Origin of the sequence: Microvirga splendida, assembly GCF_016427565.1 — a bacterium.
Taxonomy (GTDB): Bacteria; Pseudomonadota; Alphaproteobacteria; order Rhizobiales; family Beijerinckiaceae; genus Microvirga; species Microvirga splendida.
The window spans coordinates 146,365-170,415 of sequence record NZ_JAELXT010000004.1 but is presented as its reverse complement, the minus strand read 5'-3'; the positions used below and the strand labels follow the sequence as shown (position 1 = coordinate 170,415).

General features: G+C 62.3%; 13 protein-coding genes. 8 read left to right on the top strand and 5 right to left on the bottom strand.

Going from position 1 to position 24,051, the window contains the following annotated elements; all coding sequences use genetic code 11:
• Positions 1 to 94: 94 nt before the first annotated feature.
• Positions 95 to 7,078: a peroxidase family protein gene (locus tag JAO75_RS06370; protein WP_199047621.1), complete on the bottom strand. Its 6,984-nt coding sequence runs from the start codon at positions 7,076 to 7,078 to the stop codon at positions 95 to 97.
• 505 nt (positions 7,079 to 7,583) lie between these two features.
• Here JAO75_RS06370 and JAO75_RS06365 point away from each other — a divergent pair.
• Together JAO75_RS06365 and JAO75_RS06360 are read left to right on the top strand one after the other, a co-directional pair.
• Entirely contained in the window at positions 7,584 to 8,252 is a 669-nt protein-coding gene (locus tag JAO75_RS06365) for a LuxR C-terminal-related transcriptional regulator (protein WP_199047619.1), read from the top strand.
• A gap of 321 nt (positions 8,253 to 8,573) precedes the next feature.
• Complete coding sequence (locus JAO75_RS06360) at positions 8,574 to 11,438, top strand: peroxidase family protein (RefSeq protein WP_199047617.1); 2,865 nt, start codon at positions 8,574 to 8,576, stop codon at positions 11,436 to 11,438.
• Positions 11,439 to 11,567: 129 nt separating this feature from the next.
• Here JAO75_RS06360 and fdhD read toward each other — a convergent pair whose 3' ends face one another.
• The 3 genes from fdhD to JAO75_RS06345 all read right to left on the bottom strand — a co-directional run bounded on the left by fdhD (position 11,568) and on the right by JAO75_RS06345 (position 15,878).
• Complete coding sequence (gene fdhD / locus JAO75_RS06355) at positions 11,568 to 12,383, bottom strand: formate dehydrogenase accessory sulfurtransferase FdhD (protein ID WP_199047616.1); 816 nt, start codon at positions 12,381 to 12,383, stop codon at positions 11,568 to 11,570.
• Complete coding sequence (locus JAO75_RS06350) at positions 12,380 to 14,692, bottom strand: FdhF/YdeP family oxidoreductase (RefSeq protein ID WP_199047615.1); 2,313 nt, start codon at positions 14,690 to 14,692, stop codon at positions 12,380 to 12,382. Before JAO75_RS06350 ends, fdhD begins: the two co-directional genes overlap by 4 nt.
• A 103-nt stretch (positions 14,693 to 14,795) precedes the next feature.
• Entirely contained in the window at positions 14,796 to 15,878 is a 1,083-nt protein-coding gene (locus tag JAO75_RS06345) for a D-TA family PLP-dependent enzyme (RefSeq protein WP_199047614.1), read from the bottom strand.
• Between the two features lie 341 nt (positions 15,879 to 16,219).
• Here JAO75_RS06345 and JAO75_RS24665 point away from each other — a divergent pair, with 341 nt between their 5' ends.
• The 5 genes from JAO75_RS24665 to JAO75_RS06320 all read left to right on the top strand — a co-directional run bounded on the left by JAO75_RS24665 (position 16,220) and on the right by JAO75_RS06320 (position 23,249).
• Positions 16,220 to 16,414, top strand: coding sequence for a hypothetical protein (locus tag JAO75_RS24665; protein ID WP_210340179.1), 195 nt, complete (start codon positions 16,220 to 16,222; stop codon positions 16,412 to 16,414).
• Between the two features lie 101 nt (positions 16,415 to 16,515).
• Positions 16,516 to 17,850 (top strand): poly(ethylene terephthalate) hydrolase family protein, encoded by a 1,335-nt coding sequence (locus JAO75_RS06335; RefSeq protein WP_199047612.1) that lies wholly within the window; start codon positions 16,516 to 16,518, stop codon positions 17,848 to 17,850.
• Between the two features lie 270 nt (positions 17,851 to 18,120).
• Positions 18,121 to 19,908 (top strand): adenylate/guanylate cyclase domain-containing protein, encoded by a 1,788-nt coding sequence (locus JAO75_RS06330; RefSeq protein WP_199047611.1) that lies wholly within the window; start codon positions 18,121 to 18,123, stop codon positions 19,906 to 19,908.
• A gap of 33 nt (positions 19,909 to 19,941) precedes the next feature.
• The gene (locus JAO75_RS25340) at positions 19,942 to 21,150 is read left to right on the top strand and encodes a phosphatase PAP2 family protein (protein ID WP_199047609.1); all 1,209 of its coding nucleotides are present in this window, start codon (positions 19,942 to 19,944) and stop codon (positions 21,148 to 21,150) included.
• A 38-nt stretch (positions 21,151 to 21,188) separates the two neighbouring features.
• Positions 21,189 to 23,249 carry a S8/S53 family peptidase gene (locus JAO75_RS06320; RefSeq protein WP_199047607.1) on the top strand — a complete coding sequence of 687 codons (2,061 nt, stop codon included), beginning with the start codon at positions 21,189 to 21,191 and terminating at the stop codon, positions 23,247 to 23,249.
• Between the two features lie 31 nt (positions 23,250 to 23,280).
• Here the strand turns inward: JAO75_RS06320 and JAO75_RS06315 are convergent, their stop codons facing one another.
• Positions 23,281 to 23,631 carry a DUF2934 domain-containing protein gene (locus JAO75_RS06315; protein ID WP_199047605.1) on the bottom strand — a complete coding sequence of 117 codons (351 nt, stop codon included), beginning with the start codon at positions 23,629 to 23,631 and terminating at the stop codon, positions 23,281 to 23,283.
• A 179-nt stretch (positions 23,632 to 23,810) separates the two neighbouring features.
• Here JAO75_RS06315 and JAO75_RS06310 point away from each other — a divergent pair, with 179 nt between their 5' ends.
• Entirely contained in the window at positions 23,811 to 24,038 is a 228-nt protein-coding gene (locus JAO75_RS06310; protein ID WP_199047603.1) for a hypothetical protein, read from the top strand.
• Positions 24,039 to 24,051: the final 13 nt, after the last annotated feature.

The following is a 24,051-nucleotide window of genomic DNA, read 5'->3' as shown; positions in this document are numbered from 1 at the left end:
GTGCCTGCCGAGGCACCGGACTTGTCTGGGTAACCCCGCCGGGAGCTTTGGGGGGCATAGCTCCCGGCGGGGTCGCACCGATGTCGAGTCAGCGTCAGAAGATGAAGTCGCTGCTGTCGAGATCGGATTCCTTGACACCGTTCAGGACGAGGATCGCTGAGGCATGAGCGATCGCGATACCCTGCGTGGTGTTCATGAAGGTCACATCTGCCATGGAGTTGACGCCAGAGAGATCGCTGACATCGATCCTGTCATGACCGACGCGGAAGTCCGTAACAACGTCTGTGCCGTGCTTCTTGTCGAATACGAAGACGTCGTCGCCCGATCCACCCGTGAGCCGGTTGTTGCCGCCGCCGCCGTCGAGCCGGTCGTTGCCGGAACCGCCATTCAGACGATCGTCGCCCGATCTGCCCTTGAGGTGGTCATCGCCCGAACCGCCGTAGAGACGATCCATGCCGCTGCCGCCATCGAGATAGTCGTCGCCTCGACGGCCCTCGAGCCGGTCGTTGCCAGACCCGCCGTAGAGCTTGTCGTTGCCCGACATGCCCTTGAGCGTGTCGTGACCGCCGCCGCCTTTGAGCACGTTGTCTCCGCTGTTGCCGATGAGGCTGTTGTTGAGACCATTGCCCGTGCCGTTCAGGTTGGCCGATCCGGTCAGGACGAGCTTCTCGACGTGAGTTCCGGCCAAGGAGTAGGACACGCTCGCCTTCACCGTGTCGATGCCCTGGTTCTTGCTCTCGTAGACCCGGTCGCCGCGATCATCGACGATATAGACGTCGTTGCCGCGTCCGCCCCACATCCTGTCGGCGCCGGCGCCGCCATCGAGATGGTCGCGTCCGTTGCCGCCCTTGATGTGGTCGTTGGCGTCATCACCGTTGAGGCGATCGTTGCCGCGACCACCATTGACCGCCATCGGAGCAGGCTTCTCGACGGTGATAGACACCTTGCCTTCCGTGTAGCCGCCCTGGCCGTCCGACACCATGTAGGTGAAGGATGCCTCGCCGGTGAAGCCGAACCTGGGCGTGAAGGTGATGGTCCCGTCGCTGTTGAGAACCGCCGTTCCGTGCTCGTCCTCGTCGAGTTCGACAATCGAGAGCTCCCCACCGTCGGGATCGACATCGTTGGCGAGCAGCTGCGCAACCGTCAGATTGAGCACCTCTCCTTTCCTGACCGTGAAGCGTTCGTCATTAACGATGGGCTTGTCGTTGCCTTCAGGATTGTCGTCATCTTCATCCTCATGTTCCTTGAGAATGGGGTTCCCGTCGCTCATGTAGGTGACGGAGTGAGTTGCGCTCTTCCAGGTAACGGTGCCGTTCTCGTTGACGATTTTGGTGTAGTCGCCGATCTCCAGCCCCGGTGCCAGCTCGATCACGTCCTGGGACCGCAGCGTGCCGACGATGGTGTCGTTGCCGCCGTTGGACTTGAACACGATCCGGTGCGCCGACTGCAAGGAGGAGATGTCGACAGTGTCGTCTCCGCTGTTGCCGTCGATCGTGATGGTGCTGAAGTTCAGGCTCGTGCCGTTGAAGCTGCCGATGACCTCGATTGTGTCGCCAGCGTTGCTCCCTGTCCCGCCCGGAGGCACGCCAACCGGAGACGTAACCTGGAGCGTGTTGATCCGGATCTCCTCGATGTTGTCGAGCTCGGCAATGATGGATGCATTGTCGCTGCCGCCCCGTGTGATCACGATCTCGGTAAGGCCGTTGATCTGCCCCACCGTGTTGCCGGGAATAGCCAGCCATGCAGCCCGGGAATAGACACGGAAGATCTCCGCTCCTTCCGAACCGTTAAGCTGGTAGGTATCGACACCGGTTCCGCCATCGATGCGATCCCTGCCGTCGGTGCTGCCCTGGATGATCAGGTCATTGCCGCTTCCGGCATTGACCACATCATTTCCGGCACCGCCCACAAGAATGTCGTTGCCGCCGTTGCCGATGAGCACATCGTTGCCGCCGTGCCCGAGAAGGATATCGACGCGGTTGTTGTTAAAGAAGCCGCTACCGCCTTCAAGGGTTTGGCCAGTGTCATTGCCGTTGACCAGGGTATAGGTCGCCCCGGCAAAGCGCAGCTGGTCAATTCCCGTGAGCGTGTCGGTTCCTTCTGCTCCGGTTCGATCCGTCACGGTCAGCTGACCGGATGCATTGAGACCGAAGTCGTAGTTCGAAACCTGTCCGGCAAAGACGGCTTCATCGGTCCCGCCGCCGCCATTCAGCGCGTCGTCACCTGCGCCGCCGCTCAAGTCATCGTTACCGCCATTGCCGTTCAGGATGTCATTGCCAGCCCCACCGTTCAACGTATCGCTGCCGCCGATGAAACCCAGGAATGGGTCGACTCCATTGGCTATGTCATCGCCGCTTGTACCGTTAAAGGTATTGTTAGTGGCTGCATTGCCCGTCCAGTTAACGCCAACCGGTCCTGTAGCCGCCGAAACGACGGTTTCCTGGTTACCGAAAGTATCCGTAAAGCTCACAACAACCCGGAGCTGACGGCCAGCCTGCGGCCCGAAAGCAGTTCCTGCTGCGTCTACCGGCGTGAAGGTGGCGTTGGTTGCACCAGCGATGTTCTCCCAGTCATTGATCCCCATGACCTGCCACTGGTAGGTGAAGACCGTGTTGGCCGGGATCCCGTTCTCATCCTGGATGCCGCTCGTGTCCACCGTCAGCGTCTGCCCCTCGGTCGGGGTGAGGTCGCTGATGACAGGTGCGCCGGCCGCCGGGACGTTGATCAGCTGGTTGATGTCGTACTCCACCGTGCCGCCGTTTCCGTCGGAGAAGCGCAGCTTCTCGATGTTCCACAGCTTGTCGGTGCCGTCGGACACGAGGTTCGTCCCCGCCGGTACGTCGTTCGCGTCGAAGCCCGTATGGGAGACCCTCACCGAACCGTCCGCGTTTCTGGCGAAGGTGTAGTTCTCCACCACGTCCCAGTAGACAGCGACGTCGTTGGAACCGGCACCATCGGCCTTCACAATCTCGCGGACGATCGAGAGCTGGCTTGGCTTGAGCACGCCCGTAAGCATCAGCGTGTTGAGCGTCCTACCGCCAAACCCCGGCTCCTGATTGGGATCCTCGACCAGCTTCCCGTTCACGAAGTCGGTAGCGAGGTAGACCTTCCCATTCATCTGCTCGGCTGTGTATTCCGTTCCATTGTGCATGATCCGGATGCGGACGTTGAGCCAGCTGTCGCCATCGATGACGTCGTCGCCGCCACGTCCCTCGATGACGTCATTGCCGCCGCCGCCGAGAAGGATGTTGCCGGATACGAAGCCGACATCATTCGGATTGCCGGTTTCGGGCTTTGCGAAGTCGCCCAGGAGCGCCCTAAGGTTAGCGATTCGATCGATACCCTCCTGCGTGAGTTCGTTGTTGCTGAAGTCCGAGGCTTCCACATTGGCACCCGGGATTGGAGGGGCCTCGCCATCACCGAACTCCGAGCGGTTGTCGCCCTTCAGCACGTCATTGTTGTCCCAACCCGAGAGAGCCTCGACCTGGTCGAAGCGGTCGCGGAGAATGTCGGCTTCGTCAGTGGTGAAGATCGGCGTCAGCAGGTCCGAGTCGGCATTTTCCGAGTTGAACTTGTGGATAGCCCAGTCGAAGCCGAACATGCCCTCGTTGCGCATGACGCTTTCGCCCTGAACCATGATGTCGTCGCCGGATTCGGCGTCGAAATCATGCTCGTTCTCACCGGCAAACATGACGTCGTGACCGATGATGGTGGAGTTGAAGTTCAGCTCGGAGTTGTCGCCGGCGGTCGTATCAAAGCCATCGCCAGCCTCGATCCAGTCGTCGCCCTCGTTGCCGAGGAGGAAGTCACCGCCCTCGCCGCCGAGGATGAAGTCGTTGCCGAGGCCACCGAACACCTCCTTGCCGTCGGGTCCGGCGATCAGGTAGTCACTCCCTTCGTTGCCGAAGACCAGGGCCATGCCGCTGCCGCCATGGATGACGTCATCGCCCTCCTCGCCGTGGAGCATGTCGACTTCACCGATATCCGTGCCGGAATTGGTGATGATGTCGTTGCCCTTGCCACCATGGATCTTGTCGACCCCGTACCCTGCCTCGATGGTATCGTCGCCACCCAGACCCCAGACCGAGTCGTCACCGCCGCCGGCTACGATCTTCTCGGCATTGTTCGTGCCCTGCATGAGAACGTGATCGAGGCCGTTGTAGCGGAGATAATCGACGACTCCATCACCGTTCGTGTCGAGACGCTCGACAAGCTTCGAAACGGCCTCGAGGTAGGGATCGTCGTGTTTGGGATCGACATACTTGAACTTGTCCTGCATTGCCTTGTCGACATAGAGGACATGGTCAGGCACCGAGAAGATGTCGCCGGGCAGTGCGTAGCCCAACTCCCCAAGGTCGGTGTTGTTGAGCACCATCTTGGCGAAGGAGTTATTTTCCAGCTCGTTCAGGAAGTTCAGACCCTGGACGCGCGACAGGTAGTAGAAGCGGTCGCCGTTCTGCAGGTTTTCAAGCTGGAGCTCGAAGATGAACGAGAAGGTCGAGCCCAGCATGCCGCCGAACGCCATCTTCTTCTCGGCCATGCCGCCGACCCAGAGGTCAACATCCTCGAGGCCGCCGAGCTTTCCTCCTGCATATGCACCAGTCGCGTTCAGGAAATCCAGGCGGTCGGTGTAATTCACACCGCGGATGTTGATTCCGTTACTATCGTCGCCGTCTCCAAAGACCAGAGCCATAGCCGCATCGCGCTTCTGTTCCGCCGTCGTGGCGGACGTTATCGACGCATGCGTGCCATAGGCTGCGATGAAGTTCACGATCGAGGCCGGGTTCTTCAGGTTGAGCGCGAAATCGGACCAGCTGGTGTAGGGATCGAGCTGGGTATCCCCGTTCGCCTTCACCTGGAACTCACGACGAGCCTGGTTCAGCGGCGGGATCCCGGTGTCGCGGCCACGGGCAATGTTGAGTGCCGCGAGGTCGAGCGGGATGCCGAGGAGCTGATTCCGGAGCACGCCGGTGACGAACTCGTCGATCTCGTTGCCGACTTGGCTGGTCATGCCGCGAACGATTGCGCCTGCAGCCTGATCGTGGGAGACCGTATCCGACCCGAATGCCAGCGGATTCAGGAAGGCGTCAAACAGCTTCATCTCATTGAGATTGCCGTCGTTGTCGATGAGGTCGACCGTCTCACGAAGCATCGAGTGGCCGAAGCGGTAAACAACGTGGGCGAACTCGGCAAAGATTCCCGGATTGACGTCCACCGATGCGTTGAACACGAAGGCATCGACGTCCGGCTGGACTTTGCGGGCGAACTCCTCGAACACCAGGTGCTGATACTGCATCTCGGTCGTGAAGCGCGCTGCTTGGAACAGACGCGCACCGTCCCATTTGAGCGCATCAAGGCCCTCCTGGGTCGTAGGTATGGCGGCGACCGGCTCGCGAAGCCACTCGTTCAGGAAGGCGACGTCCCCAGACTCAAGGGCCTTGGCCTTCACCTGCTCAACAACGTGGTTGTGCTCCGAGTGAAAGACATGGTGGACTGCGGAAAGACCGATGTTCTCGTTGCCGCGCCCGTCGCCGGTGATGTAGTGAGCATCGAGCATCTCGCTATCGTAGAAGCGCGAGAGAGGGATGTATTGCGGGTTTTGCGAACTGACCGGAAGATTAGGGTTGAAGTCCGGGTTGATCGCACCCAGGTACCGCTGGTTGGTCGAGCCTTCCGGCAGGCTCGGGTCGAAGTTGGGATTGTCAACGAGGGTCTGACCAACCCCTATTACGCCGTCATCGTCGGCGTACATCTTCTGGCCGCGGTCATTCATAGGAGCCGCTGCATGCGCTATGTCATCCAGGAAGGCGTGGCCTGTCCGGATGGCGCCTGCGGTCGAGATCGGGGCTGCCGGGTCCCCTTCCACGATCACGTCGGCGTTGGCACCCGTGCCGCCCGGCAGGTTGTCGGCGCCGAAGCTCATGACGATCTGCGGATAGCCACGGTCACCTGGAATGAAGTTGCCGTATTCGTCCATGACGAAGAGCGGGATGTTCGTGACATCGGCGTCGGTAAGCTTGATGCCGAGAACATGCTCAGCCTGCCACTTCACTTCGGCCCAAGTCGGCATTCCTCGTGTGCCCGAAAGCAGATTTCCGGTCGCAACCGGTCCATCGGGAGTCGCTTCATACTCCCGCATGAAGAGTTGCTTCGACGAATGGGAACTGTAGGTCTGGTTCTGGTCGACCCAAGCCGTCGTCGTGTTCTTGGCGTCTGTCGGTGAGCGGGTGAGCACCATAAAATTGGTAGGGCTGCCCTCGACGTAGAGCGGATCGTCCGGCTGGAGCGGGATGTAGATCGTGCCGTTGCCGCCCTTCTGGACAAGATCGAGACCGTGATCGAAGAACTGGCCGAAGAGAGTGAACCAGCTGTTGTAAGGCGCCGAAAGGCCCTCGTCCGGCGCCACGTTGGGGAGAACAACGCTGCCGTTTTCGACGACGACGCCGTATTGCTCCAGTTTAGCCGCGAGGTCTCCCTCGGCGGTAACGATGGCAGCCGGATCGCCGCTCTCTTCCGCAGCATCAAGAGCGGCTTTGGCCAGTCGGATCGTGTTCAGCGCCGGCATCAGGGCGGCACCGGTGACGCCAGCATAGGTCAAGGCGGCGTAGATCGCAGCCGGATTATCCAGCGTCTGGTCGACGATCAGGTTGGAGATGATGCGCGGGTCGGCATCGACGAGCGTTCCCCCTCCGAGCCCCATGGACTGCGGCGACGGCCGGCCCATCTCACCGTAGTTGCCGTCGCTGAAAGTAACGGCATTCGGCGATCCCTGTCCGAAGGTGACGCTGTCACCATCATTGTCATTGCGCCAGTACGGATTGGTGATGCGCAGGAATTCTACGTCGGCCGCGCCCCATTCGTTTCGCCCGGCGACCATATTATTGTAGCTGCCATCGACGGTGCGCAGGCCATAGGGGGAGAGCGTCGTCGGCACGGCCGGGGTCCCGGATCCGTCGGTGACCACGTTCCCGGCAGCATCCACGCGGATCTGATCGAGCGGCGTCCCCGCTGCATGGGCTTCGGCGATTTTGATCTGCTTCAGGATGAACTCGAGATCGTGCTTGACTAGATTGACCATGACTGTCCCCTCCGGTTGCTTGCCGCAATGTTGGCGGCACCTGGACACATTCTGGTCAGATTCAGAGATCGTTAACTACACGGGCTGAAGTCCTAGGACCGGTTCAGGTACTAAGGTCCTACTGTGGTCTGCCCGTACCTGGGACTTTGGTCGGAAGACCGATCATAGGTCTATGCCTAGTGCCTTTCCACCCGTTTGTGGGAGCGCACCGGAGCTGAGCAATCTGCTCTCGACATTATGCCTATGAATATATTACCTTCGTTTCCTGCTTTGTTGTACGTTGTTTGAGGCGCTCAAATCCCTCCGACGGGCAGAATCTTCTACCCACTCTGAGTTAATCCCTAAGAGGTGTTACGATCCTGTTCCCGCGATTTATAGTTATTGCTAAGTATTTTAAGGATTTATTATCCTAGGACTAATGGCGGTGCGACTTCCAAGCACCGATAGGCAACTGAAAATTTGCCTAGTCCATCGGACGGAACTCTATTGGAACTGGGGGGCTCCAATGAAAGAAGGCTTTCGTGTTTGCGTTGTGGCCAGGCAACCGCTCTTCCGCGATGGTGTTGTCCTCGCCTTGAACTCCCAGATCGATATTGAGGTTGTCGGTCACGGGTCAACGATCGAGGATGCAATCAGGCTTTCGGAAGAGCGCACCCCTGATATTGTCGTCATCGATGCTGGCGCTTTCTGTCCGAGCATGGAGGCTGTTGAGACGCTTCTGCAGCAGAACACAAAGCTCGGCATTCTGCTTCTGGCCGACACTGCGGAGGAGGAGCACGTTTATACGGCTCTGAAACGTGGAGTTCGCGGCTATATTCTGAAGGGTGCCAGCAGTGCGGAGCTGCTTCAGGCGGTCGCTGTGCTGGGCCAAGGACAAAGCTTCATCTCGCCGAGCCTAGCGGCGAAACTCCTTATCCGCTCGGGCCCTCTACAATATGTGGAGGTAAAGGCGAGCAGCCCCAATCTCCCGCACCTTACGCCGCGTGAGCGACAGATCCTCTCCATTCTCGTTCAGGGCCGGAGCAATAAGGAGATCGGCAACACGCTCGACCTGAGCGAAAAGACGATCAAGCACCATCTGACCAACATTCTTCAGAAACTGCGCGTCCGCAATCGTGTTGAGGCAGCCTTGATGATGTCCAAGTATGTGCCGCAACATCAGACCCTCTCCTGAGGCGACTGGACGATGCAGGCTCGGCCGGTTGCATGCCACCATGCGGGCAGGAGCATGAATGCGCAGCATCCCGCCCTTGCAAGTCAGGGCAGCTCTTGCGATCTTGTGCAGCCGCCGCCTAATGTCACTCTAAACTGGGCGGCCGTTGAGATCGACAATATCAGCTGGATCGACAGGCCTTCCTGAGCCGTTGCATTTCCCTTCCGACCTTCGTCCGACTTCCCCTCAGACCTTCGCCCGCGCGACGTCAGCCCAACTAGCCTCCATCGAGATTGCCTTCCAGCATGGTCGAACCATTCGGCCAAGCACGGAGGGAGTACGATGGCTTTGCAACTGGACAACGAGGACCTTCAGGACCTTCTTCATCTCGTCCGGACAGGACAGCTCCGTGATTCCAGCGGATACGGGAATAACACCGGCAATCCGAACTGGGGCACGGCCGGACAGCAATTCATCCGGCTGACCGATCCGTACTACACCGACGGCGCGACAGGCATTCGGACCACCGTGAACACGCCGCGCGAGATCTCGGACATCGTCTCAAACCAGGACAACAACGGCGACGGGGTCGAGGAAAGTATGCTGAACGCGTTCGGCGGCAGTGCATTCCTGACCTTCTTCGGCCAGTACTTCGACCATGGTCTCGACTTCGTTCCCAAGGGCCAGCCGGGCTCCGTTCAAATCGGCTCGGACGGCTTCCCGATCACCGCTTCGCGGGCGAACTATGCGCCCGGCACCGGCATCAATCCAGACGGACTTGCCAACACCGGGGACGAGGTTGCGGCTCAACATGTCAACATGACGTCGCCCTATGTGGACCAGAATCAGGTCTACGGATCTCACGAACAGGTCACGGACCTTCTGCGCAAGTGGGAACAGGGCCCGAATGGCCCGAAGCAGTCGGCCTACATGCTTACAGGAGAAATCGACGGCTCCGGCCGCGCCCTGCTTCCGACTCTCAATCATGTCCGCGAGAACTACCGCATCATGACCGGCGGGCAGGAGCTGACCTCGGAGGACGTCTCGAACTTCGACGGCACCGGGCACGCCCTGCTGCTGGACTTCATCCCTCAGTTCGTCGGGAACAACCCGGCCAATGGCTACGACCTCGACAAGATCGGGAACTACTACATCACAGGCGACGGGCGGGCGAACGAGAACGTGATGCTCACGTCCATGCACACGATCTGGGCACGCAATCACAACTACTGGGTCGACCAGCTCAAGGCGCGCACCAACGGCGCCTGGACCGAGGAAGAGTATTTCCAGGCGGCGCGCATCATGAACACCGCCGAATACCAGCGGGTCGTGTTCACAGAATTTGCCGACGCCATGGCAGGCGGCATCGACCCGGGCGAGAACGAGCACGGCTTCGACGGATACGATCCGACCGTCGATGCTTCCATCTCGGCGGAGTTCGCTCACGTAGCCTACCGCTTCGGCCATTCCATGCTCAATGAGACTGTGAGCTACAAGGATGCCAACGGTCAGATGCACGACATCTCCCTCATCCAGGCCTTCCTGAGTCCGGGCAGGGTGGCGGAGCTCGGCATCGACGAACTGCTGCTAGGAGCCACGGGTGTCGCGCATCAGGCTATCGATGTGGACGTCGTCAACGCTCTGCGCAACCAGCTCGTCGGCCGGCCGCTCGATCTTGCCGCCCTCAATATCTTCCGCGGGCGCGATACAGGCATTGCACCCTTCAACTCCGTCCGTGAGCAGCTCTATGAAAAGACCGGCCTGGCGAGCCTGCGGCCCTATTCCGGCTGGGAGGATTTCCAGAAGCGGAACAGCCTGTCGGACAGCTTCATCAACCAGCTGAAGGAGGCCTACCCAGAAGGCTTCGAGGCCATGGATCTGTGGGTTGGCGGCCTGGCGGAGAAGGCGACCAAGGGGCAACTCGGCTCGACCTTCGGCTACCTGTTCCTCGAGCAGCTCGACCGCCTGCAGGATGGGGACCGCTTCTACTACCTCGAGATCCTGGACGACAGCCTGTTCGAGGACAGCGGACAGACCTTCGCCGACATCATTATGCGAAACACCAGCATTACGGGCCTGTCCAATGTGTTCCACGTCTCCTCGAGCGGCGAGACCAGCGGCAGCCGTGTTCCCAATGAGGAGCCGCCGGAGGATCCTGTCTACCATGCCCCGACTGACATCGCGCTGTCGAACAGATCGGTAAAGGAGAACTCCGCGGCCGGAACGATCATCGGCGCCCTCTCCGCCGTCGATGCCGATGCAGGCGATACGTTCACCTACACCCTGTCGGGGCCGGCAGCAGAGCTCTTCAAGATCGTGGGCGACAAGCTCGTGGTCGCCGAAGGCGCCAAGTTGGATTACGAAGCAGCCAAGTCTCACGAGATCACCATCAAAGTGACGGACAATACCGGACGCTCGTATTCCGAGACGGTCACCATCAACGTGCAGGATGTCGCGGAGCCGAAGCCGGAAGTGCCGAAGCCGCCTCAACCTCCGAAGAACCTTGAGGTCAAGGGCACCCGCGGCGACGACGATCTCTACGGCGGTGCCGGCAACGATCGCCTGTATGGCGACAAGGGCAACGACACCCTCGACGGCAAGGCGGGCGATGATCGGATCTACGGCGGCGACGGGGAAGATCTCCTTCGCGGCGGATCCGGAGCAGACCGGATGTGGGGCAACAAGGGCAACGACACCTACGAGGTCGATAACCGACGGGACAGCGTCACCGAGAGCAGGGGCGAGGGTGTCGATACGGTCAGGGCATCGATCACCTATTCTCTGGGCAAGAACGTGGAGAACCTGATCCTGACCGGAAGTCAGCATCTCAACGGCACCGGCAATGACCTCGACAACTGCCTCACGGGCAATTCCGGCAACAACCTCCTCAAGGGCGGCAGTGGCCAGGACATCCTGAAAGGCGGTGAAGGCAACGATATCCTTATGGGCGGCAAGGGCAATGATCAGATGACCGGCGGCTCGGGGAAGGACATCTTCGTGTTCGAGCGCTCCGGCCACGACACCGTCACCGATTTCCGTGACGGCGAGGACAAGATCAATGTCAGCCGCCTCTCCGGTGTCGATCGCCTGTCCGATCTTGCCATATGGCAGACCGGGAACGATACCGTGATCTGGCATAAGTTCGACGTGATGATCCTCAAGGGGGTCGTTGCATCCGATATCGGCACCAGCGACTTCATCTTCTAACGCTTGCCGTCGCAAGAACGGCTCCGCCGGGCGTGCGATACCAGCACCCGGCGGAGTTTCCCTCCGAGTGGCTTGGATGATCGGGGAGCGCGGGTTTCCTTGGAAGGAGGCGCCAGGCGCTTTCCCCTGCTAGGGCCCGATTCGCTGGATGCGCTCGGGGTGGGTGAAGACCTCAAAGGAATCCTCACGCGCCACGGCCACCAGGGTCAGCCCGCAATCGTCAGCTACCCTGACGGCCAAGGCCGTGGGAGCGGAAATCGCGACAATGACCGGGGCGCCCATGCGGGCTGCCTTCTGCACCATCTCCACGGATACGCGGCTGGTGAGAAGCACCAAGCTGCCGGAACAGAACTCGTTGGCTCGTGCGAGGGCGCCAGCCAGCTTGTCGAGCGCGTTATGACGCCCGACATCCTCGCGGATGGCGATCAGACCCTGCTCAGGTCGCCAGAGAGCCGCAGCATGGATGGCCCTCGCCTCCCTGTTGAGCTGCTGCGCACGGGCCAGATCGGACATGGCGGCGGCAATGGCCCATGGAGGCAGATGGAGAGCGCCGTGCACTTTCGATGCCGGTTTGACCGCCTCCGCCAGGGACTCGATGCCGCATAATCCGCAGCCGACCGGCCCTGCCATAGCGCGCCGCCTGGCCCGGTAAGCTTTGCTGCGGACGTCCTGCAGCCACATCCTGATCTCGCAGCCAAGATCATGCTCGACGATCTCCATCGAGAGCAGATCGTCCGGCTTGGCAATAATCCCTTCCGACAGGCTGAAGCCGAGGGCGAAATCCTCCAGATCGGCCGGGCTGGCCATCATCACGGCGTGAGTCGATCCATTGTAGGTGAGCGCCACCGGGACCTCCTCCGGCAGAACGCGGTTCCCGGCGCTGAACATCCCCTTGTCCACGGATGTCTGCGGCAAGCGGATGATCGGATGCAGGTGAAGGTTCATTCCGCTGCCTCCGGCACATGCTTCTGCTGAAGCGCGATGCGGATCGGGATCGACTTCGCCGCCGGCACCTTGCTCTTGTCGGCATGATGCCAGACCGGGATCAGGGGATTGCACTCCGGATAATAGGCCGCGCAGCATCCCTCGGGGATGTCGTACGGTGTGACCCGCAATCCGCTCACTTGGCGCACGACACCGTCATCGACAGCCGTGGTGAGGGTGACGGTATCCCCCTCCTCCAGGCTCAGGCGGGCGATGTCGTTGCGGTTCATGAACAGCACCATGCGGGTGCCCCTGACGCCCCTGAACCGGTCGTAATAGCCATAGACCGTCGTATTGAACTGGTCGTTGGAGCGCACCGTCATGAGCTTGAAGATGTCGCGATCGTTTTCGGCGATACCGAGGTCCGCCTCAAGGCTTTGCGGCACGATGAAGTTCGCCTTGCCGGTCTTGGTCTTCCAGCGCCGCTCGCGGGCGGCGATCGGGCGATGGAATCCGCCGGGCTTCCACATGCGCTCGTTGAAGCCGCGGAAGTCCTCCGGGTAGGTCTCCTCGATGGCGTCGCGCACCCGCGAATAGTCGGCCACCCAATCATCCCACGGCACCTTGGGATTGGGCGGAAGGGTCGCCTTCGCGATTTCGGCGACGATGCGTGGCTCGGACAGGAGACTAGGGCTCGCGGGCTTCGCGATGCCGTTGGAGCCATGGATGCAGGCGGTGGAATCCTCGACCGACACGGCCTGAGGTCCTGTTGCCTGCTCGTCGATCTCGATCCGCCCGAGGCATGGAAGGATGTAGGTGATTTCGCCCGGAATGAGATGATTGCGGTTGAGCTTGGTCGATATCTGGACCGACAGGCGCAGGCGCGTCCATGCCTCTTCTAGCGCTGCCGTCTCCGGAGCCGCCCGCACAAAGTTGCCGCCCAGCGCCACGAAGGCTTTAACCTCGCCCTTCATGATGCCCTCGCAGGCCTCCACTGTGGTCATCCCCTTCCAGCGCGGCGGCTCGAATCCGTACTGCTCCTTGAGCTTGTCGAGGGGAACGAGTTCAGGCTTCTCTGCGATCCCGACCGTACGCTGCCCCTGCACGTTAGAATGGCCGCGCACGGGGCAGATGCCGGCGCCCGGTCGGCCGATATTGCCGCTCAGGAGCAGCAGGTTGACGAGCATCTGCACGTTCTCGACGCCCGCCTTGTGCTGGGTGAGCCCCATGCCGTAGATGCCGATGACCGACTTCGCGCTGGCGTAAGCCGTCGCCGCTGCCTCCAGGGTCGACCGGGAGAGGCCCGAGCGGCGCTCCAGCTCCGGCCACTGGGCCTGCCGGGCGGCCTGCGCGAATTCCTCGAAGCCGTGGGTGTGCTCGGCGATGAAGGCGTGGTCGAGCACCGGCTTTCCGCCGGTTGCCCGCGCCTTGTCGTCAGCCTCGATCAGGATCTTGGCCAGCCCCATGAGGGCCGCTACGTCGCCGCCGATCTTCACCTGGTGGTACTGCGAGGAGATGCGCGTTTCCGAGCCGGTCAGCATCTCGGTGGGCGCCTGCGGGTTGGTGAAGCGCTCCAACCCGCGCTCCTTCAGCGGATTGAACGTGACGATGGGTACGCCGCGCTTCGACGCCTCCTGGAGCGGATGCAGCATGCGCGGGGAGTTGGTGCCGACGTTCTGGCCGAAGAATAGGATGCAGTCGGTCAGGGCGAAGTCGTCGAGGATCACCGTGCCGACGGAAACACCGATGCTCTCCGGCAGGGCCACGGAGGTGCTCTCGTGGCACATGTTGGAGGAATCCGGCAGATTGTTGGTGCCGTAGAGCCGGGCGAAGAGCGCCCACATGTAGGATGTCTCGAGCGAGGCGCGGCCGGAGGCATAGAGCACCACCTGGCGCGGATCGAAGCCTTTCAGCTCCTTGCCGACTTCCTGGAAGGCCTCATCCCAACCGACGGGGACGTAGGTGTCGGACGCCGCGTCATAGCGCATGGGGTGTGTCAGACGCCCGGCCTCTTCGAGATCGTGATCCGACCACGTCCGCAATTCGGCCAGCGTGTGCTTGGCGAAGAACTCCGGCGTGACCCGCTTGGTGGTGAGTTCCCAGGCTGTCGCCTTGGCGCCGTTCTCGCAATACTCGAAAGGATGCGGGTCGGCCGGCTTCGCCCAGGCACAGCTCACGCAGGCATAACCGTCAGGCTTGTTCTGTTTGAGCAGAATGGCGTTACCGCTGACGAGCCGCCCCTCCTTGGCCAGGATGCTCTCGACGGAACGGACGGATCCCCATCCGCCTGCAGGACCTGGATAGGGCTTGATCTTGGGCTCATCGCTCATCGTGGGCAGCCTCCCGCTTGCCGCCGTTGATCCGCGGCATTCGACCTAGCTTACGTAAATGACCGGGAGGCGGGCCCGTTCAAGTAGGCTGGGGCTCCCCGGGTCAGGTCAGACGTCCACGGGCCGCGACGGGCAGCTCGCCGACGATCTCATTCCCGCGGACCGTCACCAGGCGGTCCACCATGTTGACCACGACGCACACATGATTGGGAATGACCCGGACGATGTCGCCCACATTCGGGCGGTCGTTGCAGCCCGACAGGTCCAGGAAGCCATGCTCCTCCGCGAACCGGGCGATCTTCGCCTGCGGATGCTCGAGGATGAGGCCATGCCCCTCCAGACCGCCCGTGTCGCTCGTGAGGGTCTTCGATCCGGAATCGAGAATGCCCCGCTCCGCTCCCGCCCGGCTCACGACGGTGGCATAAACCGTCAGGGCACAATCCTGCAGTTGCGCGAAACCTGCCGCCAGCATCATCCGGTCGTTGAACACCGATGTTCCGGCCCGGTGCTCGGTGACGCCCTTGATCCTGCCGAGGTTCAGAAGGTTGGGCGTCCCGCCGGACGATACGATTTCTGGATCGAGACCAAGGTCACGCACCCCGGCCATGGCTGCATCGAGGAATGCCTGTGTCTCGTTCACGGCATTCTCCGGCGGATACAGCATGAAGCCGGCGAACGAGAGGCCCGGCCGGGAAGCGATGTCTTTCGCCAGGGCCACCGCCTCCGCGACCGTCTCGACACCGGCCCGCCTGCGCCCGGTGTCGCACTCCACCACCACGCCCAGGTTCCGCCCGGCGATCCTGGCGGCCTCCGGCAGGCCTGCCACCACGGTGGGATTGTCGGCCGCGACGGTCATCTTCGTCCGGGACAGGAGCCTGCCGAGGCGGCCGATCTTCTCCTCGCCCAGAATATTGTAGGCGATCAGAATGTCGTCGTGCCCGGCCTCGGCCATGATCTCCGCTTCGCCGATCTTCTGGCAGGTGATGCCTCGGGCTCCGGCATCCCGCTGCATGGATGCGATGACGGGGCTTTTGTGCGTCTTGATGTGAGGCCGGTTGGCCACGCCGGCCGCGTCGCACAGCCCCTGCACCCTTGCAATGTTGCGCTCGACCACATCCAGATCGACCACAATCGCGGGCGTCCCGAACTCGCGCGCAACCTTGGCCTTGAGATCGTCGATGCTCATGTCTGCCCCCAGTCGTTTCCCAAACTCCCGGACACGATAGGCCAATGCGCCTGCGCTGTCCTGCCCCGTCTGTTGACGGAACAATGCTGCATTTCAAATGCCCGATTTTCGTTGTTAACTTTCTCTTAATTTCGGCCAGCATCCCGCTATATGTGAGATCATCCTGGGCTAAGATCGCCCCGACAGATGCCTGCAGAGGTGGTCTTGTGCTCTACCCGCTGACTCAGAACCCGCTCATTCGAGTCTTGGATATCCTGGGGCGTGATTTCGCCTCTCATCCTCCGGCCCCGATGCCGCCTGTTCTCGGCCCCAAGACGGGCTTGCCACGAAGCGCGGAGGAGATGGCTCTGGAGAAAGGCTTCAGCAGTATCACCGACATGCAGTGCAGGATCGCGGAGGTCGAACTCGGCCTCTACTCGCGTTCAGCCGCGTTGCGGCAATGGTACTACACGGATGGATCCAAGGGCGGATTGGAGGCCTTGATCAACGCCCAGTACAAGTTCTTCGCGCCGCAGACGGCTGCAGATTCTCCTTGAGACGTCTTCATCGTGTCACAGGGCGATGTTTGATCGGCGCTCCGGAGGCGACCAGCCGGTTGGTACCCACCGCGTATCTCAATCACCCAGGAGGAACCCTCGTGAGAAGTGCAGCCTTGGCGACCCTGATCGTGCTTGCCATTCCCTTCCCCTCATCCGCGCAGGACATGACGCACGACAATCGCATTGACCTGATCCGCCCCGATGCGCCGGCCCTCGCCAAGCATGGCGAGCACGGGATCGGCGTCCGCACCATCGAGGTGACCAACAAGAATCAGATCGATGTCCTGAAGGCGACGGCCGGCCAGGAGCCCCCGCGCTACGACCGCAAGCTCACCCTGGAGGTCTGGTACCCGGCCGAAACGGACGGCAAGCAGTCGGGCGACTACCCCGGAGTGTTCCTGCGTGACGGCAAGACCCAGGTCACCCTCCATGGCAAGGCAGTGCGCGACGCCCAGCCCAAGAAAGCGGCCGGCAGCCCCTACCCGCTTGTGATCATCAGCCATGGTTACCCGGGCAACCGCTTCCTGCTCAGCCACCTTGCGGAAAATCTCGCGACAAAAGGCTATGCGGTCGCAGCCATCGACCACGCGGATTCCACCTATACCGATCAGGGCAAGTTCGGTTCGACCCTGATTAACCGCCCCCTCGATCAGGTCTTCGTGCTCAACGCCATCGATCAGCTGTCGAAGGAGAACGGTCATTTCCTGAACGGGCTGGTCGACACCTCCCGCACCGGATTGATCGGGTATTCGATGGGCGGTTACGGCGCGGTGATCACCGCCGGCGCCGGCGTCAGCAAGGAAGCGGTGGCCTACGATTCGGGCGTGCCCGCAGGCATGCTCTCCGTGCACCTGGCTGGATCCGAAACCCACAAGCAGTTGCCGGACAAGCGGATCAAGGCCGTGGTGGCCATCGCTCCCTGGGGGATGCAGCGCGGCTTCTGGAATCAGGAGGGGCTCACCGGAATCACGACGCCGATCCTCTACATCGCGGGCAGCAAGGACGATGTCTCAGGCTATGAGAAAGGCGTGCGCGCGCTCTTCACCGGCAGTGTGAATGCGGATCGTTATCTGCTGACCTTCGAGAACGCCAACCACAACGCCGCGGCCCCCATTCCGGCGCCAGTTGAAAGCTGGCAGATGGCAGAAGGCGGAAGCTCCACGCCCTTCAACCACTATGCCGACCCGGTGTGGGACACGGTCCGCATGAACAACATCACGCAGCACTTCGTCACCGCCTTCCTGGGGCGCTACATCAAGGCGGACACCGAACTCGGCAGCTACCTGGATCTGCCCGTGGAACGGGCGAGCGAAGGAGTTTTCGCGGCCAACAAGGACGGCTCCTTCAAGCCCGAGCACACCTACTGGAAAGGTTTTGCAAACCGAACCGCCGCAGGCCTGACCCTGGAGCATGGCAAACGCAGCGCCAACTGATCGCATGGCTTCTGATGGAAGGGCCCGGCCGCTTGCCGGGCCTTTTTCTGTTTGCAGGGCTCCGGACAGGGGACGGAACGCAGCCGGCCGGTGCCGGCGCGACGGACCAAGAACTCTTCCGTCGCGTCCAAGTCGTAGGTTGGTTACTCACTCCTGGACTGTCAAACCGGGCCTGAATGCGTTAGGATTAAACAAAAAAGACTTCCAACATCGTCTGTCATTCCAGCTGAGCCACTCTGTGGACAGGAACAATGTTGCGAGCTTTTTTCGATGCAGATTGGCCAGCAATCCGACGATCCGTTCCCTGCCGCCATACGGGCGCAGCGAGCGGTCCTGATCCTCGACGTGGTCGAATCCGTTCGTCTTGTCGAGCAGGACGAGGCGGAGTTCGTTTCGCGCTGGCTGGCCTTCGTCGAGCACGTTCGGAGCCGCATTCTTCCTGATCACGGCGGGCACTTCACGAAAGGCCTCGGCGACGGGATGCTGCTGGACTTCAACGATGTGCGCTCGGCCATCGCCGCGGCCTTCGCCATCCAGCAGGAACGCGACCGACAGAACCAGCGCCTTCCTCCAGCCCAGCAGATCATGCTCAGGATGGGCATAGAGGTCAGCGACGTGATCATCGATCAGGCCGATCTCTATGGACGTGGCGTCAGCCGGGCGGCCCGCATCCTCACCCTTGCCGGTCCAGGCGAGATCGTTATCTCGGCCAATGTGCGCGACCGGCTCACGGCCGATCTCGATGCCGATATCGAGGATCTCGGCGAATGCTATCTCAAGCACATGCCGCAGCCCGTGCGAGCTTACCGTGTCGGGCCGCCTGGACCACGGCCTGTGATCGAGGCGGGCTATTCCATGGGAGACCTTCTTCCGACGCTCGCCGTCGTTCCCTTTACGACGCGCGATCCCGAGGACGAGCACCATGTTCTGGGGGAAGTGCTTGCCGAGGAGCTTATTCAGGACCTCTCGCGCTCTCCCGAGTTGCACGTGATCTCGCGCCTGTCGACCACCGTGTTCCGCGGCAGGGAGGCGTCCCTGACCCAGGTCAGTGCCAATCTCAACGCAGATTATGTGCTTTCCGGTCTTTACCGGGTCCAGAACCGGCAAGTCGTTGTGGAGGCCGAGCTGGCAGACGCAAAGTCGGGGCAGGTTTCATGGGCCTCCCGTTACAAGGGCCAGCTGAGCGCCATCATTTCCGGCAAGCGGGACCTGATCGACGAGATTGCCGCAAACGTGAACGCCGCCGTCATGGTAAGTGAACTGCAGCGGGCGCAGTCCCAGGCCCTTCCCACCCTGAAGAGCTATACATTGCTGCTGGCCGCCGTCGCCCTGATGCATCGGCTCTCCCCTTACGACTTCAACGAGGCACGCAGGCTCCTCGAGGCTCTCATCGAGCGGGCTCCGCGCCAAGCCATTCCCCGCGCCTGGCTCGCCAAGTGGCATGTCCTGCGGGTCCAGCAGGGCTGGTCGGATGATCCACATCAGGATGCGCAGCTCGCCCTGCGCTGTACGAAGCAGGCCTTGGATGTCGATCCGCAATGCTCCCTGGCGCTTGCCGTCGATGGGTTCGTTCATACGAACCTTCTGAAGAAACTCGATACGGCGAAGGAGCGCTATGAACTCGCCCTCCTGAACAACCCGAACGACTCCCTCGCCTGGCTGCTCAAGGGTACGCTGCACGCCTTCAAGGACGAGGGGCAGCAGGCTGTGAGCTGCACCCAGCGCGCGCGGAAGCTGTCGCCGCTCGACCCTCACCGCTACTTCTACGACTCACTCGCGGCGACCGCTCACCTCACGGCTCATCAGTTCGACCGTGCCCTGAAGCTCGCGCAGCGCTCGCTCAAATCCAACTGCACCCACACTTCGACCCTGCGCGCCCTAGCCATCGCCCAGTGGCAGCTCGGAATGCACGACGATGCTCGCCGCACGGTGGGACGGCTCATGCAGCTGGAGCCGCATCTCACGATCCGCAGCTGGCGCGAGCGCTCGCCCAGCACCGGCTACAGGATCGGGGAGGAATGGGCGTCCGTGCTGCAGCAGGCAGGAGTACCTCAGTAGCGGCGGTTTTCGGCAAAGAGGGAGTGGACCAACGTGAGCTACTTTTCGACAGGTATCGGACCCCTCGGTGGTGTCGGCGGGGTGGGTGGAGTTGGAGGCGTCGGCGGGGTCGGCGGCGTTGGGGGTGTCGGCGGCGTGGGAGGCGTCGGGGGTGTGGGAGGTGTTGGCGGTGTCGGAGGTAGCGTCTACGATTCGCCCCTCATGAGCGATGCCCTGATCCGCAGCCGTGACGGGATCGTTGGGCAATGGCGCGCACCGGGAGCAGTCCCCGGGGAGCTCGACCTGGAGGACAGCGACAACCTGGATCGCTGGTCCCCCTGGGTCCGAGCCGCAATCATCGACGCGGAGATGGTCTCACGCCTCGGCTTCACCATGGAAGACGCGACCGTGAACCCCCGGCACATGGCGGTCTGGCACCTCGAAGTTCCGGCGCCTGCCGGAGACGACGCGCCCGCGCCGGTCTGCAAGCCCCTGATCCTGATGGCCCGTCCGACGGAGACGATCTTCAAGGCACAGCTCACTCTCGTGAACCACTATGCCGAACTCCGTCCCGACCGGCAGACCGAGATCCTGACGCAGATCGGCGGCGGGATGGCCTTTCTGAGCTCCATCGCTCAGCTCCACCCGGACCGGACGCCCCGGACCCTGGAGCTTCTGTCAGCAATCCTGCGCCTTGCGCTCTTCGTGCACCTGCGCGTGAAGCAGGGCCTCGCCTGCCGGCGGCCGGTCGAGTACTCCCCGCAGATCCAGCCGATGATCGTCACGCCGGCCCATGGCGCGCTGCCGAGCGGACACGCCACGGAGGCGTTCGCGGCGGCCCTGGTGCTGTGGAGCCTGATGAAAGCCTCGGGAAGGCCCGGATACAACAGCGCAGACTGGCGCACCCAGCTTCTGCGCCTCGCGGCGAGGATCGCCATCAACCGGACCGTCGCAGGCGTGCACTTTCCCGTCGACAGCGCCGCCGGCGCAGTGCTCGGCCTGACCCTCGGACAGTACTTCGTCAGCCGCTGCTCCGGCGCTGACGGCTACACGGCGTGGCGCTTCAACGGCACCAAGTACCCCCAGGATGCCGACTTCATCTGGCACGATCTCTATGACGTGACGACGGAGACGCTCACGCCGATGCCGAGCGCCACGGGCTACTCCGTGGAATACGCGGCCAACGATCAGGCAATCGACTCGCAGCACCAATCTTATGTTCTCGCCTGGCTCTGGGACAAGGCGCAGGCGGAATGGACCTGAACACGCACTTGTCCATTCCTTGAAAGCAGGAGCGCCCCATGGCCTGGAAGCGCGTACCACCGAAGATCGATCCCGTCGCCCGATCCGTTCTCGATCCTTACTCACACTGGGCCCTGGGCCCGGGCCTGCAGGACTTCCTGCTGCCGTCCGTCAGGGAGCAGAGCGTCCCGGTTCTCCTGCGCCGCAAGACGGAGCCCTGGGATGAGAAGGCCTGGGCGCTCTGGCGGGATGCCGCTGGAGATGCCGACATGCCGGAGCGGCCGCCTCGCAGTGCAGAGCCCTTCGACGTCCGGCTTCTGTCGCTTTCCAAGACACGCCGGCTGGTCGAGGATCGGACGTTTCGACACCTCTTCGAAGGACTGGAGCGCTTCACCCTCGGACCGCCCCTGCCCTCCTCGTCGGCGGCTTCCCGTGACGCCAGAAAGGCCCGTCCCCTCCAGTCGCCGTCACCGGGCGTGACGCCGAACACCGTGGTGGTCGGCATCATCGACGACGGCATTCCCTTCGCCCATGAGCGCTTCCGCAAACCCGACGGCACGACCCGCATTGAATATGTATGGGTGCAGCACGGCACAGCGAGCAATGTACCCATCGGTTTCGACAACGGCTTCGAGATCGACAAGGGGGAGATCGACAACCTCCTCGCGACCTGCCGGCAGGGGGATTTCATCGACGAGGATGAGATCTACCGTCGTGCCGGAGTTGCCGACTTCACCCGGGAGGGCCGAAAGAGCCTGGCATGGCGCGCCTCTCACGGGGCCCATGTGATGGATCTCGCCTGCGGGTGGGATCCGGACGAGGCGCCCGACTGGCGGATCGTCTGCGTTCAGCTGCCGACCGCGACCACGGCCGACTCGTCCGGGGCCAGCCTCGCGCCCTATGCCGTCAAGGCTTTGGAATACATCCGCGACAGAGCCCAGGCGATAGCAGGGCGGGGCCGGAGCCTGCCGGTCGTGGTCAACTTCAGCTACGGGCTGCTCGCCGGGCCCCATGACGGCACCCATGAGATCGAGCTCGCGTACGACCAGATCCTGCGCGACCACAACACCACGCCAGGCAACAAGCCGATGCGGGTCGTCATTCCTTCCGGCAACAGCCATCTGGCGCGCGCCCACGCAACGGTCGCGTTCCAGGCTGCCGGCGATCAGGCGACCCTGCCCCTGCGCGTGCTGCCCGACGATCTCACCCCGAGCTTCGTCGAGATCTGGCTCCCGCCTGCAACTGCGGCAGGAAACCGGGTCGAGCTGACCGTCGCAACCCCGCAGGGCGATGTCAGTCCTCCGCTCGAGGAGGGCGACACTTATATTCTGCAATACGATGTCGGCGGGAAGGTGCTCTGCGAGGCACGATACCATCTTTCCTCTGCGCCGACGGGGCGCGGCATGTTTCTGATTTCCCTCCAACCGACCACGCGGCTCGAGTCAGAGAACTCCCCCGTTCCCTCCGATCCGGTTGCTCCGGCGGGGTTGTGGAACCTGTCCCTGAAGAACCTGTGGCTGTCATCGCACGAGCCTGTCGAAGCCTGGGTTCAGCGGGATGATGCCCCTGTCGGCTACCCGCGCCGGGGGCGGCAATCCTACTTCGATGTTCCCAGTTACGAGATCTACGGTCACGACGGCGATCTTCTCGAAGAGGACGATCCCGCATGCCCGGTGAAGCGCGAGGGCTCCATCAACGCAATCGCCACGGGCCGGAACACCATCGTGATCGGCGGCCTGCTGCGCCGGGAGCTGCGGCCGCCTGCCTATTCCGCAGGCGGGCCGGTCACGACGCCGGTCGGCGCTGCCTTGCCGCATCGGTGCGGGCCCGATGCGCTGACGGTGAGCGACGATTCCATCGTTCGGGCGGGTGTTCTCGCAGCCGGGACGCACAGCGGCTCCGTCGTGGCCATGAACGGCACGAGCGTGGCCGCGCCGCTGATCACCCGATGGATTGCCGGCGAGCTTGCAGCCGGGCGCCGCGGGAACAGGCGGGCGGTCTGGAAGCTGGCTTATGGCTATGAGCTTCTTCCGTTCCCCCTGCCGAGGCCGTCGCCCGAGAGAGGCGGAGCCGGACGAGCGCCGCTCCCGCCCGTCCGCCCGGCCAGGATCGAAAGGTGAAGGACCTCAGGAGCCCCTGTCGCCCAAGCCTCTAGGATGTGCGCTTGCGCCGAGGCTTCTTCTGGGCGCCCCCTTCCCCGGCCGGCTGCTCATTGTTGGCTTTCGCCCCTTCAGCAGCGGCTGCGGGAGGCGCCTCTTGCGCTGTCGCGGAGGACCGTTCGGACTGACCCTCGTTCAGCTCACGCTCTGCCCTGTACCAGTGATCCTGCGGGTCGCCGGCGCGTCCTTCCCTTTCCCATATCTCGTAGGCTCTCTGGCGGATGCTCTCATCGCTCACGCCAGATTGCTTCTTGCCGCCGTTCTTCGCGTCGTCGAAAATCTGACGCCCGAGATCGAGTCCGATGCGAGGCGTCGCATCTGGTCCGGTTTTGTCCTGGGTCATGATGGTTCCTCTCGTTCAGACGGGAGGTCAATGCCGGGTGTGGGAACATGTTTCATCATGAAAGCGGGGCCGGCACCGTTGGGCCGCTGCCGTCTCGATGCAGACACCGCTCACAAAACGGTTTCTTCGTTTTCCCGCCAAAAAGTTCGGTACTGTAGGGAGCCGAAAGGGAGGCCTGCATGACCAAAGAGGACCTGGCTCAGAAGCTCGACAACCTGGATCCTGGAACGACCCTCACGGTCCCGGAAGACGCGCTGGCACACATGTTCGGGGAGGTGACGCTGTCATACGAGTCTCAAGGCCCGCTCCGACGGATCGCCGACTTCGCCCTAGAACACCGCTGCACGTTCTCGTTCCATGAACATGAAGGGGCGGTCCCCTGCTTCCAGAAAGACGACGTCTTCTGAGGCGTTGCAGGCC

Bases quoted from the DNA above. Each gene is read 5' to 3' on its own strand.
- fdhD (WP_199047616.1), bottom strand. From the start codon at position 12,383: ATGAACCTTCACCTGCATCCGATCATCCGCTTGCCGCAGACATCCGTG.
- JAO75_RS06310 (WP_199047603.1), top strand. From the start codon at position 23,811: ATGACCAAAGAGGACCTGGCTCAGAAGCTCGACAACCTGGATCCTGGA.
- JAO75_RS24665 (WP_210340179.1), top strand. From the start codon at position 16,220: ATGGCTCTGGAGAAAGGCTTCAGCAGTATCACCGACATGCAGTGCAGG.
- JAO75_RS06315 (WP_199047605.1), bottom strand. From the start codon at position 23,631: ATGACCCAGGACAAAACCGGACCAGATGCGACGCCTCGCATCGGACTC.
- JAO75_RS06345 (WP_199047614.1), bottom strand. From the start codon at position 15,878: ATGAGCATCGACGATCTCAAGGCCAAGGTTGCGCGCGAGTTCGGGACG.
- JAO75_RS06320 (WP_199047607.1), top strand. From the start codon at position 21,189: ATGGCCTGGAAGCGCGTACCACCGAAGATCGATCCCGTCGCCCGATCC.
- JAO75_RS06365 (WP_199047619.1), top strand. From the start codon at position 7,584: ATGAAAGAAGGCTTTCGTGTTTGCGTTGTGGCCAGGCAACCGCTCTTC.
- JAO75_RS06330 (WP_199047611.1), top strand. From the start codon at position 18,121: ATGCAGATTGGCCAGCAATCCGACGATCCGTTCCCTGCCGCCATACGG.
- JAO75_RS06360 (WP_199047617.1), top strand. From the start codon at position 8,574: ATGGCTTTGCAACTGGACAACGAGGACCTTCAGGACCTTCTTCATCTC.
- JAO75_RS06370 (WP_199047621.1), bottom strand. From the start codon at position 7,078: ATGGTCAATCTAGTCAAGCACGATCTCGAGTTCATCCTGAAGCAGATC.
- JAO75_RS06350 (WP_199047615.1), bottom strand. From the start codon at position 14,692: ATGAGCGATGAGCCCAAGATCAAGCCCTATCCAGGTCCTGCAGGCGGA.